The organism is Bacillus sp. DNRA2, assembly GCF_012843265.1.
GTDB lineage: Bacteria > Bacillota > Bacilli > Bacillales > Cytobacillaceae > Bacillus_BU.
Genome location: NZ_JABAIT010000016.1, coordinates 82172 through 95741 on the forward strand (window position 1 = coordinate 82172; position 13570 = coordinate 95741).

14 protein-coding genes and 1 tRNA gene are annotated in these 13570 nt (G+C 38.1%); 5 read left to right on the forward strand and 10 right to left on the reverse strand.

The features are described 5' to 3' along the window. Positions 1-79: 79 nt before the first annotated feature. The 4 genes from HHO41_RS14365 to vanR all read right to left on the reverse strand — a co-directional run bounded on the left by HHO41_RS14365 (position 80) and on the right by vanR (position 3406). Entirely contained in the window at positions 80-586 is a 507-nt protein-coding gene (locus tag HHO41_RS14365; RefSeq protein ID WP_248278473.1) for a VanZ family protein, read from the reverse strand. Then, complete coding sequence (gene vanY / locus HHO41_RS14370; RefSeq protein ID WP_169099821.1) at positions 583-1500, reverse strand: VanY-A/VanY-F/VanY-M family D-Ala-D-Ala carboxypeptidase; 918 nt, start codon at positions 1498-1500, stop codon at positions 583-585. Before vanY ends, HHO41_RS14365 begins: the two co-directional genes overlap by 4 nt. A 105-nt stretch (positions 1501-1605) precedes the next feature. Beyond that, complete coding sequence (locus tag HHO41_RS14375; protein WP_169099823.1) at positions 1606-2718, reverse strand: sensor histidine kinase; 1113 nt, start codon at positions 2716-2718, stop codon at positions 1606-1608. Continuing rightward, complete coding sequence (gene vanR / locus HHO41_RS14380) at positions 2711-3406, reverse strand: vancomycin resistance response regulator transcription factor, VanR-F/VanR-M family (protein ID WP_169099825.1); 696 nt, start codon at positions 3404-3406, stop codon at positions 2711-2713. The genes HHO41_RS14375 and vanR overlap by 8 nt, the downstream gene beginning before the upstream one ends. A 119-nt stretch (positions 3407-3525) precedes the next feature. Here vanR and HHO41_RS14385 point away from each other — a divergent pair, with 119 nt between their 5' ends. Further along, positions 3526-4146: a DUF2238 domain-containing protein gene (locus HHO41_RS14385; RefSeq protein ID WP_169099827.1), complete on the forward strand. Its 621-nt coding sequence runs from the start codon at positions 3526-3528 to the stop codon at positions 4144-4146. Positions 4147-4268: 122 nt separating this feature from the next. On the opposite strand, the gene HHO41_RS14390 is transcribed toward HHO41_RS14385, so the two are convergent. The 3 genes from HHO41_RS14390 to HHO41_RS14400 form a co-directional block, all read right to left on the reverse strand. Further along, a complete protein-coding gene (locus HHO41_RS14390; RefSeq protein ID WP_169099829.1) occupies positions 4269-5858 on the reverse strand; it encodes an NAD(P)/FAD-dependent oxidoreductase in 1590 nt (529 codons plus the stop codon). Between the two features lie 200 nt (positions 5859-6058). Further along, positions 6059-7576 (reverse strand): recombinase family protein, encoded by a 1518-nt coding sequence (locus tag HHO41_RS14395; RefSeq protein ID WP_169099831.1) that lies wholly within the window; start codon positions 7574-7576, stop codon positions 6059-6061. A gap of 145 nt (positions 7577-7721) precedes the next feature. Continuing rightward, positions 7722-7793 (reverse strand) — tRNA-Val (locus tag HHO41_RS14400). A 209-nt stretch (positions 7794-8002) separates the two neighbouring features. Between HHO41_RS14400 and HHO41_RS14405 the strand changes: the two genes are divergently transcribed. The 4 genes from HHO41_RS14405 (at position 8003) to HHO41_RS14420 (ending at position 12353) form a co-directional block, all read left to right on the forward strand. Beyond that, positions 8003-8737 carry an alpha/beta hydrolase gene (locus HHO41_RS14405; RefSeq protein WP_169099833.1) on the forward strand — a complete coding sequence of 245 codons (735 nt, stop codon included), beginning with the start codon at positions 8003-8005 and terminating at the stop codon, positions 8735-8737. Positions 8738-8876: 139 nt separating this feature from the next. Further along, positions 8877-9389 carry a YjcG family protein gene (locus HHO41_RS14410; protein WP_169099835.1) on the forward strand — a complete coding sequence of 171 codons (513 nt, stop codon included), beginning with the start codon at positions 8877-8879 and terminating at the stop codon, positions 9387-9389. 5 nt (positions 9390-9394) lie between these two features. After that, complete coding sequence (locus HHO41_RS14415; RefSeq protein ID WP_169099837.1) at positions 9395-9823, forward strand: GNAT family N-acetyltransferase; 429 nt, start codon at positions 9395-9397, stop codon at positions 9821-9823. A 205-nt stretch (positions 9824-10028) separates the two neighbouring features. Beyond that, complete coding sequence (locus tag HHO41_RS14420) at positions 10029-12353, forward strand: UvrD-helicase domain-containing protein (RefSeq protein WP_169099839.1); 2325 nt, start codon at positions 10029-10031, stop codon at positions 12351-12353. A gap of 79 nt (positions 12354-12432) precedes the next feature. Here the strand turns inward: HHO41_RS14420 and spoVIF are convergent, their stop codons facing one another. From spoVIF to spoVAE, 3 genes are all read right to left on the reverse strand, one after another. After that, positions 12433-12687, reverse strand: a complete 255-nt coding sequence (gene spoVIF / locus HHO41_RS14425; protein ID WP_169099882.1) for a sporulation-specific transcription regulator SpoVIF — start codon at positions 12685-12687, stop codon at positions 12433-12435. Positions 12688-12886: 199 nt separating this feature from the next. Further along, positions 12887-13021, reverse strand: coding sequence for a YjcZ family sporulation protein (locus HHO41_RS14430; RefSeq protein ID WP_169099841.1), 135 nt, complete (start codon positions 13019-13021; stop codon positions 12887-12889). Positions 13022-13161: 140 nt separating this feature from the next. Beyond that, positions 13162-13518 carry a stage V sporulation protein AE gene (spoVAE, locus tag HHO41_RS14435; RefSeq protein ID WP_169099843.1) on the reverse strand — a complete coding sequence of 119 codons (357 nt, stop codon included), beginning with the start codon at positions 13516-13518 and terminating at the stop codon, positions 13162-13164. Positions 13519-13570: the final 52 nt, after the last annotated feature.

A 13570-nucleotide genomic window follows, 5' to 3' on the forward strand; every position in this document is an offset into this window, starting at 1 on the left:
TCAAAGCATATAACGAGACCTACAAAAAACTACTAAAACCTACAGAGGCAATTTAAAAATGTGCGATAAATGTGCATTTTTAATTTAATTTATAGTTCGGTTCAACTTCCTTCCCATAAAGCTTGATAGCACCATAGCCAAGCACTCCTCCAGAGGTATTTAAAATTAGATCATCTACATCAAAAATTCCGAGAGAAAATACAACCTGAAGACATTCCAAGCATAAACTTAAACTCAAAGATAAAGTTAATCCGCCAATAAATGATAACTTATTATTTTTAGACAATAATACAAGAAAGATTCCAAACGGGATGAACGCTACGATATTCCCAACCAAATTACTAAAATCATGCCACCCCGATAGGCTATGAATATTAATGAATATGGTTTTAAACGGGATCACATTACCGCTTTGCAATTGGGACATAAGATGAGTTGGATTCTCTAGATTCTTCTGAAGTTGGTCCTTGAGAAAGGTCATATCTCTCCAATAGAATTTAAATAAGATGATTTTAAGCAATCCGCACAAATAAGCAACAAATAGTAAAAGAACAATTATTTTGTTCATTAATTTCATTTTTTTCATTGCGCCATCCTTACCTCTTTGCGATCATTGTTTATTGTTTTGGGATATACTGTCACAATTACACCATCGATATTGTTGCCTGAAATCTCCCAAGGCAGATTAGAAGGCACCTGGATTGTCGTATCTTCGGAAAGAGGGTAATATGTGATTTCATACTTATCACCATCTATAGTAGTTGAAATGGACTTTTGTTCTGTTAAGAAATCCATATATTCCTCTAAAGAAAAATTCTTTTCCTTCATAATTGCACTGTGAGGCAATCCAACATAGCGAATATGCCAAGGCTCATACTGAATGCCTGTGATCTTAGCTTTGTCCTTTGGATACCGTAAAACGAAACCGAATTTCCAAGCATTTTCTTCTATCCACTTTCCTTCTGGCGCTACAGCCATTTTCATTTGCGTCGAACCTACATCAAGAGACAAGCCTAAATTGTGTTCACTATAGCCAGGTGGCAAGGCATAAGCAGATCCCATATTTTGATAAAGGACGCTTTGCTCATCAAAGTCTCGAAAACCACTAGTGATGGCGAAATATTGAAGGCCCTCTTTTTTTGCAGACTCAACCATCTCTTTGAATTTATGAGCAATATCCGCTGATAAATATATGTCACTGCCTAACAACGCATAACTTTGAGCCAGGTCAGAATTAGCCGATAAATTTACTATATCCGATTTAATACTCTCTTGATGAACAGGATAGTTATTGTTAACCAAAAGCAAATCGCCTTGATAGATTTGGTCTTCTGTTATTTCAACTCTGTTGATATTCTCAGAAAGTCTTCCATCCTCTGTTATTGTCTTTTCAGATTGATTATCGTTTTGTATTTTTACATTCGGTTCAGAAAATGTTTCTAAATTAACAAAAGTTAATCCTAGGCACAATAATAAAAATAAAAAGCCCCACCTCTTCATTCATTCGTTTCCTCCTTAAGCTTATCTGCTTATAAGTCTAGGGAAAACTATTTAAATAAAGTGTGGGGTAAAGTTTAAATTTTTCTTAAATCCTTTACATGGATGTTAAACATGTTCTATTTTTCCACTATCCTGAGGTAAGCGTACTTCAAAAATGGTCCGGATTATGCTACTTTCCACAGTAATGGTTCCATTATGCTGTTCCACAATATTCTTGGCAATGAACAAGCCAATCCCCGTGCCACCGCCTTGATGCGTTCGGGCTTTATCACCAGTATAAAACATATCAAAGAGATGCGGGATTTCAGCTGGAGGAATGCTATCTCCATAATTCACTACTTGAACAACCACTTCATCCGCTTCAATAAAGCCGTTAATATCGACATACTGACCTTCATTTCCATAACGAATGGCATTGGTCAGAAGATTTTCAAACACACGTGCTAACAATTCTCCATCGCCCAAAATGTGTAAATGGGCACTACTCTCCATTCGAGCAACTATATGATTCTTTTTGAATGCAGGATACAATTCTTCATTTAATTGATAAAGCAGGTCAGTTAAATTGATTCTCTTTTTTTCAATTGGAAGCATACCATAGTTCATTCTAGTTATTTCAAATAATTCTTCAATTAGACTTTCTAAACGCTGAGATTTGGTAAAGGCAATCGTCAAATAATGTCTAACTTGGTCTTGTGTCAAGTTCTCATCCTTAAGGATTAAATCTAAATATCCTAAAACGGAGGTGAGCGGTGTCCGGAGATCATGAGCTAAATTTACAACTAACTGATCTTTACTACTTTCCGAGAAGTCTCCCCTTTCAATGGCAAGTTGCAATTTTTCATTTGCTAGATTAATATCTTGTGCAATATTTTCAAATTCATCATTTGATTCTATTTTTACACGATAGGAGAAATCGCCATGTGCTAGATGGCCAATACCAGTGGAAATCTCTTTGAAGTACACTGAATAACGTTTAGTAAGTAAATAAAAGATCAAGAAAGAAAGTGGAATAAATATCAATAAAAAGAAATTAATATCGCCAATATATTTCAGGATTTGACGATAAAAAAACAGCGTTTCGCCGAATTGGACATATGTATGATAATAGTATTGGAGCACCTTAAAGAAGGAATAGGTAATGATTCCTGACAACAACATACTTAAGCCAAATAATAGCGCCATCTTTGACCGAAAGCTGTGCACCATTTTAGCCATTGAAGGAATACCCCACTCCCCACACCGTTTTAATCCATTTGTGGTTATGTTTACCTTCTTCAAGTTTTTTCCGCAACGTACGTATGTGTACCATTACCGTATTGCCACTTTCGAAGTATGTTTCTCCCCAGACGTGATGAAAAATATTTTCGACACTATATACCTTCTTTGGATAACTCGCAAGTAAATACAAAATGTCAAACTCTTTCGGCGTAAGCTCGATATTCTCACCGTATAAAGTTACTGTGCGCTTTTCAGCTGTAATCACTAATCCACCATATTCCAAGCAGGTTTTATTATCTGCTTTCGGTTGGTTTAGCTTCAGAAAACGTCGAAGCTGTGCATTTACACGGGCAACCAATTCTATCGGAGTAAATGGTTTAGTCATATAATCATCTGCACCAATTACCAGTCCCTGTACTTTATCGAAATCAGATGTTTTAGCACTCAAAAAAATGATGGGCATATTATATTGTTCGCGAATGCGACGAGTGACTTCATATCCATCCATTTTCGGCATCATGATATCTAATATCAGCAAATCAACCGGCTGAGACTCGACTATATTTACAGCCTCTTGTCCATCTGATGCTTTAATCACATGGTATCCTTCTTTTTCTAAATGGATAGCAATCAGAACAGCAATTTCCGCCTCATCATCAGCTACTAAAATTGATAAGCGTTTCATTTATTTCACTCCTATGTAAAGTTTTCTTATTTCAGAACCTAGCACCCCATACCTCTTTCTATATTTTTTAAATTTTAACTAATACTATATTCATCTTGTCTTTTGATGGAGTGATTTGAGTGTCACGTAAAAAAGCTAGTTCGATACATTTTTTCTTGTTATTTGTTGTTATGCTTATTCTTATTTGGTCCATGATTAAACCTGAGGAAGGTTACAAGGTCTGGTTGATGGAGGTTTCACCTTCATTATTAGTCTTAATATTCTTGATTTCAAGCTACAATCATTTTCGTCTAACAACTGTTTCCTATGTCATTATTAGCCTTCTTGTCATCTTAACGATTATTGGAGGACATTATTCTTATTCCAAAGTTCCCCTCTTTACATGGATCAAAGATTATTTTGATTTAAAAAGAAACCACTATGATCGGTTTGGTCATTTCCTTAAGGGCTCTATGGTCATAGTTATACTAGAGATATTATTGAAGAAAACAACTTTATTGAAAAGTAAAACAACCAATTTTATTGCTCTATGTATAACACTAGCAATCGGGGCATTCTACGAAATCATCGAGTGGACAAGTACAAAAATAGGGAAAGAAGGGAAAGCCACAAAAGATTTTTTAGGCATGCAAGGAGACGTATGGGACGCCCAGTTGGATATGGCATTTTTATTAGCAGGATCCATTCTTTCGCTTTTTTTCACTAAAATTCTTTATAAAGTATTGGAAAAACCTAGATAAACTGCAACTATCAGAAACTGCTTCTTGAACAATTTCTCTTTAATAAAACACAGAGGGTGACCATAGTTGGAACACCCTCTGTTTTAATCTATAATTACTAATTTCTCAATTAAACTCCAAATTTACGCTTCAATTTCCATTAACGCTTCTGCACATTTTATGCCGTCAACGGCACTGGATGTGATGCCACCAGCATAACCTGCCCCTTCACCACAAGGGTATAAGCCCTTGATATTCGACTCAAATGTCAGCAGGTTTCGCTTAATGGTAACCGGTGATGAACTCCGACTTTCGACAGCTGATAATACTGCATCATGTCTGATAAAGCCTGAGAGTTTTTTATTCATTACTTGCAATCCATCTTTTATACTATCAATGATAAAATCATCCAGACATTCTCTTAAATCTGTCGGCGTAACTCCTGGGGAATATGTTGGCATAATATCACCGAGTTGTTTGCTGCCCTTATTGACTAAGAAATCACCGACCAATTGAACTGGTGCAAAATAATTGCTCCCACCAAGTTCAAATGCTTTCCGCTCAAGCTTCCTTTGGAACTCGATAGCTGCCAAAACCTCTCCATTAAAATCATTTGGTGTTACAGAAACAAGCAATGCGCTGTTAGCATTTTCACCACTTCTTGCGCTATAGCTCATCCCATTTGTAACGACAGTATTTTTTTCTGATGCGGAAGCGACAACATGACCACCTGGGCACATGCAGAACGTGTAAACACCCCGTCCACTAGGAAGGTGGGCATTCAACTTATATTCAGACGCACCTAATAATGGGCTACTCGCAAAGCAGCCGAATTGCTGTGCATCAATGTCTTTTTGATGATGTTCAATACGGACACCAACAGCAAAAGGTTTCGGAATCATATCTACCCCTAAATCCTTTAGCTTATAAAAAGTATCGCGAGCACTATGCCCGATTGCCAGTACAACAGCATCGGTTTCGATTGACTCAGTCTCCCCTTGCCGCTCTAGGACCACACCTCTAACTTGATCATTCTCAATAATAAGGTCCTGCATTTTTGTTTCGAAATACACTTCCCCACCGAGATGTTCAATTTTTTTACGGATATTTCTAACTACCGTTATTAAAATATCAGTTCCAATATGGGGTTTTGCCAAATAGGCTATCTCCCGAGGAGCACCAGCGTCTACGAATTCCTTTAATATTTTCGGAATCCTTGTATTTTTTATGCCAGTTGTTAATTTACCATCGGAAAAGGTCCCTGCTCCACCCTCACCAAACTGGACATTGCTATTTGTATCAAGCACTCCTTCCTTCCAAAACTTTTCAACAGCCAATTTTCGGCGATCGACGTCCATTCCTTGCTCGACAACAATCGGGTTTAAACCATGTTCTGCTAATACCAAGGCACAGAAAAGTCCAGCAGGTCCACTGCCTACAACAACAGGACGGGTGGTTTTTTTTGTTTTCTTAATCATGTATTCAAGAGGTTTGATTGACGAAACATCTTTTATGCCCAAATACAATTTCTCGTTTTCCATTTCAACATCCACAGAATAAACAAGCTGGACATTATTTTTTTCCCTGGCATCAATTGACTTTTTCGAAATACTAAAAGACAATATTCTGTCCTGCTTGACTCTTAGTTTTTTCTGGATTTTCTGAGCCAAAAGTTCACTTTCCTTACTTGGTTCAAAGTCAGCACGAAGCTTAATATTACTTATTCTTAGCATGATTTATTCCATCCTAGATTTATTTTTATTGATAATATTATTTCACTAATCTAAAAAAGTAATAGAAGATGATAATAGATAAATACGAATCATTTTAACACGAATTCTGCACAGAAAAAAGCACATTCCAAATCCAATGAAATGTGCTTTTTAATTTCGTTCTAATTCGTGATTTATTAAAAATGATATACCAAAAAGGTCTATTTAACCACTCGAAAGTTTGCTGGTGATTTTATGTAATCTTTAGTAATAATAGTATATCCTTCTTTTTCTAAAATTACCTTTTCAACGATTCTTTCAATCATTACCCATTTTTCAATAATATTGCATTCCTCAAACCTTTTATTCCAATTAATTAATTCGTATTTTAAAAAATTGAAAGACTGTTCTTTACTTAACAGGTTACAAAGACGATTATCAAGGTGAAAAAGTTCTATGTTCAAATCATGTATGTCATTTTCAACCTTATTAATTTTAGACAACTCTTTTGCATTTTTCATCATAAAGTACAAGGAATACATGAGTTTTAATTCTTCTTTCAATTTATCTATTTTCTCCGTAATGAATCCTTTGTCTCTAATGAGATTTGTATTATCTATTATGATATTATTGCTTTCAATTAATTTTTGTAATGATGAAATAACTAATTCCTCGTGCTTTTCAGCTCCAAAATCTCTTTGATTATGTAGAATATGGTGATTTTTTGAATAATCACATACATAACGCCGGTATATTTTGGCATCAATATTATTTCTATTTAATGATTTTGGTCTTCCCCTATTAATTTCGGATTTTAGCTTTTTTCCACAATAACCACAGAAACATAGATCATTTAGTAAGAATTCTTCCTTTGGTGTCACCCCCGAATAATTGTTATGTGGTATCCTCTTATCCATTAATTTTTGAGTTTCACTAAATATTTTTTCATCAACAATAATTAACTTCTCATTTTTAGGTTGCGGTTTCCATTCAGAACGCTTATGTCTCCCGTTCAAATTTGAATATTTATTAAAGGCTGGGAAACCGATGTAAACTGGGTTTCTCAATATTCTGGTAATAGTAGTATAAATCCATTGCTTGCCATGGCGTGTTTTTATTTTTTGATTGTTTAGCACTTGTGTAATCTTGCATGAACCAAATTGATTTATACACGCTAAATTAAATATTTTGTTAACAACATCAGCTTCGGTTGGATTAATTACAAGTTCTGATATGCCGTTTACCTTAACTAATTTATACCCGTAGGGTGCAGACCCTCCAGTAAATGAACCTTCCTCTTTCAATTGAGCAAAACGTTTTTTTACTCTCTGGGATGTCTTTTCAACTTCTTTTGAAGATTGGTCAAAGTACTTCATTTCATCATTTGAAAAGCCTGAAAACTTTCCATCAATTACAGACCAAATCTCAACTTCAGCAGCCTTGAAAGTATCAAAGAAAAATTCCATTTCCTCTTTTTTTCTTCCAATCCTATCCAGCATAAAAACCAATAGAACATCAAATTCTTTTTGCTTTGCACCTAGTAGAATTCTATTTAAACCTTCACGTTTTTCTATTGTTTTACTATATCCAGAAACAGCCAACTCTTCTATTTCACGCTCGATGATACAATTTTGTAAATTTGATACATATTCTAAACAGGCTTTTCTCTGTAAAGTAATATCATGTTGTAGGACCTGACTTTTAGTTGAGACACGGTAGTAAGCCCATACCCTTTTCACTAAAATCAACCCCTTTATTAGATTGGCTCTATAATAATCATAGCACATACGTTCGCATAAATCTATTTTGAAGAATGTAATTCACAAACTAAACAAAAACATAAAAAAGTCCTAACATTTTAATTAATGTTAGGACTTTTTTTGATGATCCGAGAGGGATTCGAACCCCCGACCCCATCCCTGTCAAGGATGTATTCTCCCACTGAACTATCGGATCGTAATATACTAAGCAATCAGAGCAAAGTAAAATTCAGTTTTAAAGGCATATTTATTATTATATTCATAATCAAAAAAATGTCAACCAATTCCGCATCCTTAAATCTTCATATAAATAGTGCATTGGTTTCTTCAATTTCACCATGGTTATATGTTAAAATTTTTCCTAAACAATCCGTAACCACCCCAAAATGAAAGGAGTAGTCGCCGATGGTTTTCCCTCGCGGAACTATCCAGGATCACAATCTCTACAGTCACAAGCTAGGTGAAACGGTGGATTTGCTGGTTTATTTACCAGCGACATTCTCGCCCCTTTATAAATACCATGTTTTAATTGCACTAGATGGAGTGGACTATTTTCAGCTCGGTGGAATTGCTAAACTAGCCGATGAACTGCTCGAGCGAAACGAAATCGAGCGCTTGATTATTGTCGGAGTTCCCTATAAGAGTGGTAAGGATCGCCACGATAAATATCATCCAGAGGGCGAACAGTCGCAAGCATTTCTGCAATTTTTGGCTCAGGAGCTTGTTCCTTATTTGGATCATGCCTTTCCCACTTACCAAATCGGAATGGGGCGCGCGTTAATCGGTGATTCTCTAGCTGGCTATACCGCCTTCAAAGCTGCCCTCACTTATCCACACACATTTGGAAAAGTCGCCTTGCAGTCACCTTATGCTCATTCAAGCTTGATTTCCACTATTAAAGCATTTAATCATCCCGCTTTACTCGAAATTTATCATGTTGTCGGCACCGAGGAGACTTCTGTGAAAACTACCCGCGGCAAACTTGAGAATTTTATCGAACCAAATCGCCGCCTCTCGGTTTTGCTCAGTGCCAAAGGCTTCCCGTACACCTATCAAGAATTCGAAGGTGATCACACCTGGACCTACTGGCAACCAGATTTACGAAGCGTATTACAATCTTTATTTTTCCAAAAATCATAAAGATTAGCTGTAATGCCAAATAATAGGTTTGATAATGAAATTTTGCTATAATACTCATCATAAACTTAAATGATAACCATATTTTTCAAATGAATATAAATGACCACATATCAATTGGAATGATCTGGGAGGTAATGATATGAAATTTGGTGTTGCGATTTTCCCCTCAAAAAAGCTGCAGGATCTCGCGAATTCCTACCGAAAACGGTACGACCCGCATTACGCCTTGATATCACCGCATATAACCTTGAAGGGGCCATTTGAGGCCGCTGAGGACCAATTTAAGGATCTTAGCCAAAGACTTACGCAAATCGCTAGCGCTACAAGACCGTTCCCTTTGAGAGTGTTAAAGGTCAGTTCGTTTAAACCTGTGAACAATGTGATTTATTTTAAAATCGATCCGATTGAACCATTGGCAAAGCTACAGCTGGCGCTACACACGGATATAATCGGTGATGCCCCGGAATATAGCTTTGTACCGCATATTACCATCGGGCAGCAGCTTTCAAATGATGAACATTCCGATGTCTACGGGCAACTACGCATGATGAAAATTGAGCATGAAGAACTCTGTGACCGCTTCCATTTATTGTATCAGCTTGAAAACGGAGCTTGGACTGTTTATGAAACATTTCGATTTGGAAAGGAATAGTGAAAATGCAGGTTAAAATCGTAACAAACGACCAAGAATTACAAGACGCCTATAGCATACGCAGCAAGGTTTTCATTGAAGAACAAAACGTACCGGCAGAAGAAGAAATCGATGAGCATGAAACAAGTGCTGCCCATTTTGTCCTGTATGATGCATCATGTGCAGCCATTGCTGCTGGACGCTTCCGGGTACTTGAAGGAATCGGCAAAGTCGAGCGGATTTGTGTAGTGAAGGAGCAGCGTGGCACAGGTGTTGGTAAAGTACTAATGGAACGAATCGAAGAGTATGCACATGAGCTAGGAATTTCCCAATTGAAGCTCAATGCGCAAACACAAGCCATCCCTTTTTATTCAAAACTAGGCTATGAAATCGTTTCTGAAGAATTTTTAGATGCTGGAATTCCGCATCGGACTATGAAAAAAGCTTTAGGATAAACAAGGACATATACGTTGAAGATGATAGCACATGCAGGGGACATTACACCTCTGCATGTTTTTGTTTGGTAACTTTTCTGTCTTTAGCTTGGGGTAAAATTTTGATATGATTATTTTTGTATTATTTTTCACAGATAAACCATAGGCTTTTGTATATTGATTTTGCAAAAATGCCTCCAATATAATTAAAAAGAGGTACCCTCCTATGAAAACTGCTATTTTCCTTGATGATAAAATCCATTTAGAAAAGCTTAATCGCGAGCAATATCAACGAATCTATGAAGCTGGTAAAAAAGGTGAACTAGCCTGCCCTAGCTGTGGCGCTGCGGTTCGCTTGTATTTGGGGATTATGGAAGAACCGCATTTCTTTCATGTTGTTGCGTCTAGTGACGTTTGTGATGATCTTCCTGAGCAATTATTTGAGGAACCAAAAGTTATAGCTACCACGAGTGATGACGGCTATATTGAACGAAACGGCTTCCGCATCCCCGTATCCCGCTCAGTTGGTTCAGCTACAGCGACATCTTCTTCTGCAACGGCAACTCGGCAAGCTGCCAAGAAACGCCCAAAGCAGTTAAAGGTTGATCGACCGTTTGCGAAAGCAGCTGCCTATCAAAGTGATGCAACGCATCCTTATTTAGCGGAGTTGGCCCAAGCAGGGTTTATGCTTGATGCAAGCCAGGCTGCTGCTGTAACGAACACTGAAGGTCCACTTCTCGTTCTCGCCGGAGCCGGTAGTGGAAAAACGCGAGTATTAACGGCACGGACAGCATTCATGCTTGTTGAAAAACGAATCGCGCCAAATTCAATTATGCTTGTGACGTTTACTGCGAAAGCTGCAGCGGAAATGAAGGAGCGACTAACTCGATACCCGAAGCTTTCGCCAAGCCTAATTAATGGACTTGTCACAGGCACATTTCACAGTATTTTCTACCGGATACTAGCTTTCCATGCCCGTGAAAAATGGGATTCTCGCAATCTGTTGAAAAAAGATTGGCAGAAGGAACAAATTTTAAAAGAGGCTGGCAAAGGGCTGGAGTTGGACGAAAAGGAATTTTCCTATGACCTAGCCTTACAAAAAATCAGCTACTGGAAAAACAACCTTGAATGGCCAGATACCGTTAAACCGGCTGATGCTTGGGAGGAAAAGGTTGCGATTTTGTACAAGCATTACGAGGAATCCTTGCGCAACAACCATTTGTTTGATTTTGACGATATGTTGATTGGCTGTTATCAGCTGTTCCTTGATGACCCAGCTCTGCTTGTAACCTATCAAAATCGCTTTCAATATTTTTTAATCGACGAGCTGCAGGATATTAACAAGGTGCAGTATGAATTGATTAAATTGCTGTCGGCGAGATCGAAAAATGTATGCGGGGTTGGCGATGATGATCAATCCATCTACGCGTTCCGTGGAAGTGATCCGTCATACTTGCTTGATTTTGAGTATGATTTTCCAAATGCGCAAACGGTTGTACTCGATCAAAACTACCGTTCAAGCCATGAAATCGTCTCTGTTGCCAATAAGATTATCAGCCAAAATAAGCGCCGTCGTACTAAATCGATGAATGCCCAATCCAGTTATCATCAGGCGCCGATTGCTTTCTATCCTTATGATGAAGAAGAAGAAGCAACGATGATTTTAACTGACTTGTTGGAAAAAATCGGACAGGGTAAGCGTCCAAGCGATTTTGCGATATTGTTTCGGACCAATACGGGGAGCCGAGCCGTGTTTGAACGGCTTGTTCATTCCAGCATTCCGTTTAAAATTGATCAGGATATCGAGTCCTTTTATGATCGCTTCATCGTTAAAGGGATGCTCGCTTTTTTACGTTTGAGTGTGAACGAGGATGACCAACATGCTATTCAGGCGGTGTTGCCTGCTATGTTTATTCGGCAAAATGCACTTCAAGACATTAAAGCTGATAGTATTTTATCAGACTGCACAATGCTTGAATCACTGTCACGGCTGAAAACGTCGTATGCTTTTCAAGCTCGGAAGTTAAAAAAACTGGTTCCTATATTGCGGGGCTTAGGGACATTGTCCCCAGCTGTTGCGATTGAAACAGTGGAAAAGGAGCTTGGATTTGCTGATTTTGTCAAGAAACGCGGCAATGAAGGTAATATGCTTGATAAAGGCTCAGACGATGTGCGTGATTTAAAGGTTGCAGCGAAGAACTTTACGAATGTGGCCGAGTTTCTTGAGCATACCGACCACATGAAGGCGATGAATAAAGAAATGAAGGTCATTTCTAAAAATGTTCAGGATGCGGTTACGTTAAGTACGATTCATCGTTCAAAAGGGCTTGAGTATAATACTGTTTATGTGTTGGGGACAGTCGACGGAACGATCCCCCATGATTATTCGTTGGAATCGCTGCGTGGCGGAGATCAGGCTCCACTTGAAGAAGAACGACGGTTACTATATGTAGCAGTAACGCGTGCTCAGGATGAATTGTATTTATCAATTCCAGAGCGAATTCGTGGCAAAAAGGCCAATCCATCGCGATTTTTATCAATATTAAAATAGTTAGGTATGGATTCAAGTGGACATATAAATAAAAACGCATGGACCTCAAATAGTCCATGCGTTTTTTCGTACCCTAAAGTTATTTTTTATTAATCATTTTTGAAATCGAATTGAAGTCTAATGACTTGCCATCTTTGATGATTGACGAGACAATTTTGTCTTCCATTTCCCTTGATACTGGCTTACCAGCTATTTGGGATACTTGACGGATTACACCTCGCACTGTTTTTTCGTCCTTGAAATTCGCATTTTGTAATGAGTTAGCTAGCGCAAAGATATCATTCATGTTCACGCCAGTTTTCTTTTCAACGTTTTTAAAGAACCCGTTATCCATGTGTAACACCACGCCTCCTTCTTTAACTTATGTATCCTATGAAAAAAGGGCAGGTTTGGTGAATTGTCTAGATAGGTTTGGAGTCCACAAAAAGAAAGAGATTGACCCTAGATGTTGGATCAATCTCAACTTGCTTGTTTTGAAAAAGGGTATTGGGAATCAACAGGGAAGGAGTCAATCCCCTGATAAGCATCCTGTATTAGTTATAGAAGCTAGCTCCAACAATAATTAACAAGATGAACAATACGACGATAAGAACGAATGTTGAACCGCCGTAACCGTAACCGCCGCCGTATCCATATCCGTAACCGCAGCCGCCGCCAAAGAAGCCCATAATTTGTCACCTCACTTTTCCTTTGCTCAATATAAGATATGTAAAAGCGGAAAAAGTGTTATGGGCACAGTCCAAAAAATTCTAAATACGATAAACGTTTCCACTGGTTGGTTTGATTGCTAATGGTTATCCGCGAAAAATCAGCCTTTTGGTTTAAACATTAACGCTCCAATGAAACCAAAAATAATAGCTGCAGAAATCCCCGAGCTCGTTACTTCGAACATTCCGGTTAATACGCCCACCAAGCCATGCTGGTCAGCCTCCTGCAACGCGCCGTGAACTAATGAATTCCCGAAGCTTGTAATAGGAATGGTCGCACCCGCACCAGCAAAATCCACTAATGGCTCGTATAGACCAAAGCCATCCATAACCGCTCCGATGACAACAAGTAGACTCAACGTATGTCCTGGTGTTAATTTGGCTACATCAAAGAGGAGTTGGCCTAATACGCATATCAGCCCCCCAACGACAAAAGCCCAGAAAAACATCGGCAACATAACAATCCCTCCTTTTACCCATGATTTGCTAAAAATTGACTGAGGAGTTTGA

What these genes read in the sequence shown, in the direction of transcription:
- spoVIF (WP_169099882.1), bottom strand. Translation starts at nt 12,687, where the DNA reads ATGGATAACGGGTTCTTTAAAAACGTTGAAAAGAAAACTGGCGTGAAC.
- HHO41_RS14420 (WP_169099839.1), top strand. Translation starts at nt 10,029, where the DNA reads ATGAAAACTGCTATTTTCCTTGATGATAAAATCCATTTAGAAAAGCTT.
- vanY (WP_169099821.1), bottom strand. Translation starts at nt 1,500, where the DNA reads ATGAAGAGGTGGGGCTTTTTATTTTTATTATTGTGCCTAGGATTAACT.
- HHO41_RS14405 (WP_169099833.1), top strand. Translation starts at nt 8,003, where the DNA reads ATGGTTTTCCCTCGCGGAACTATCCAGGATCACAATCTCTACAGTCAC.
- spoVAE (WP_169099843.1), bottom strand. Translation starts at nt 13,518, where the DNA reads ATGTTGCCGATGTTTTTCTGGGCTTTTGTCGTTGGGGGGCTGATATGC.
- HHO41_RS14390 (WP_169099829.1), bottom strand. Translation starts at nt 5,858, where the DNA reads ATGCTAAGAATAAGTAATATTAAGCTTCGTGCTGACTTTGAACCAAGT.
- vanR (WP_169099825.1), bottom strand. Translation starts at nt 3,406, where the DNA reads ATGAAACGCTTATCAATTTTAGTAGCTGATGATGAGGCGGAAATTGCT.
- HHO41_RS14415 (WP_169099837.1), top strand. Translation starts at nt 9,395, where the DNA reads ATGCAGGTTAAAATCGTAACAAACGACCAAGAATTACAAGACGCCTAT.
- HHO41_RS14430 (WP_169099841.1), bottom strand. Translation starts at nt 13,021, where the DNA reads ATGGGCTTCTTTGGCGGCGGCTGCGGTTACGGATATGGATACGGCGGC.
- HHO41_RS14375 (WP_169099823.1), bottom strand. Translation starts at nt 2,718, where the DNA reads ATGGCTAAAATGGTGCACAGCTTTCGGTCAAAGATGGCGCTATTATTT.
- HHO41_RS14365 (WP_248278473.1), bottom strand. Translation starts at nt 586, where the DNA reads ATGAAAAAAATGAAATTAATGAACAAAATAATTGTTCTTTTACTATTT.
- HHO41_RS14410 (WP_169099835.1), top strand. Translation starts at nt 8,877, where the DNA reads ATGAAATTTGGTGTTGCGATTTTCCCCTCAAAAAAGCTGCAGGATCTC.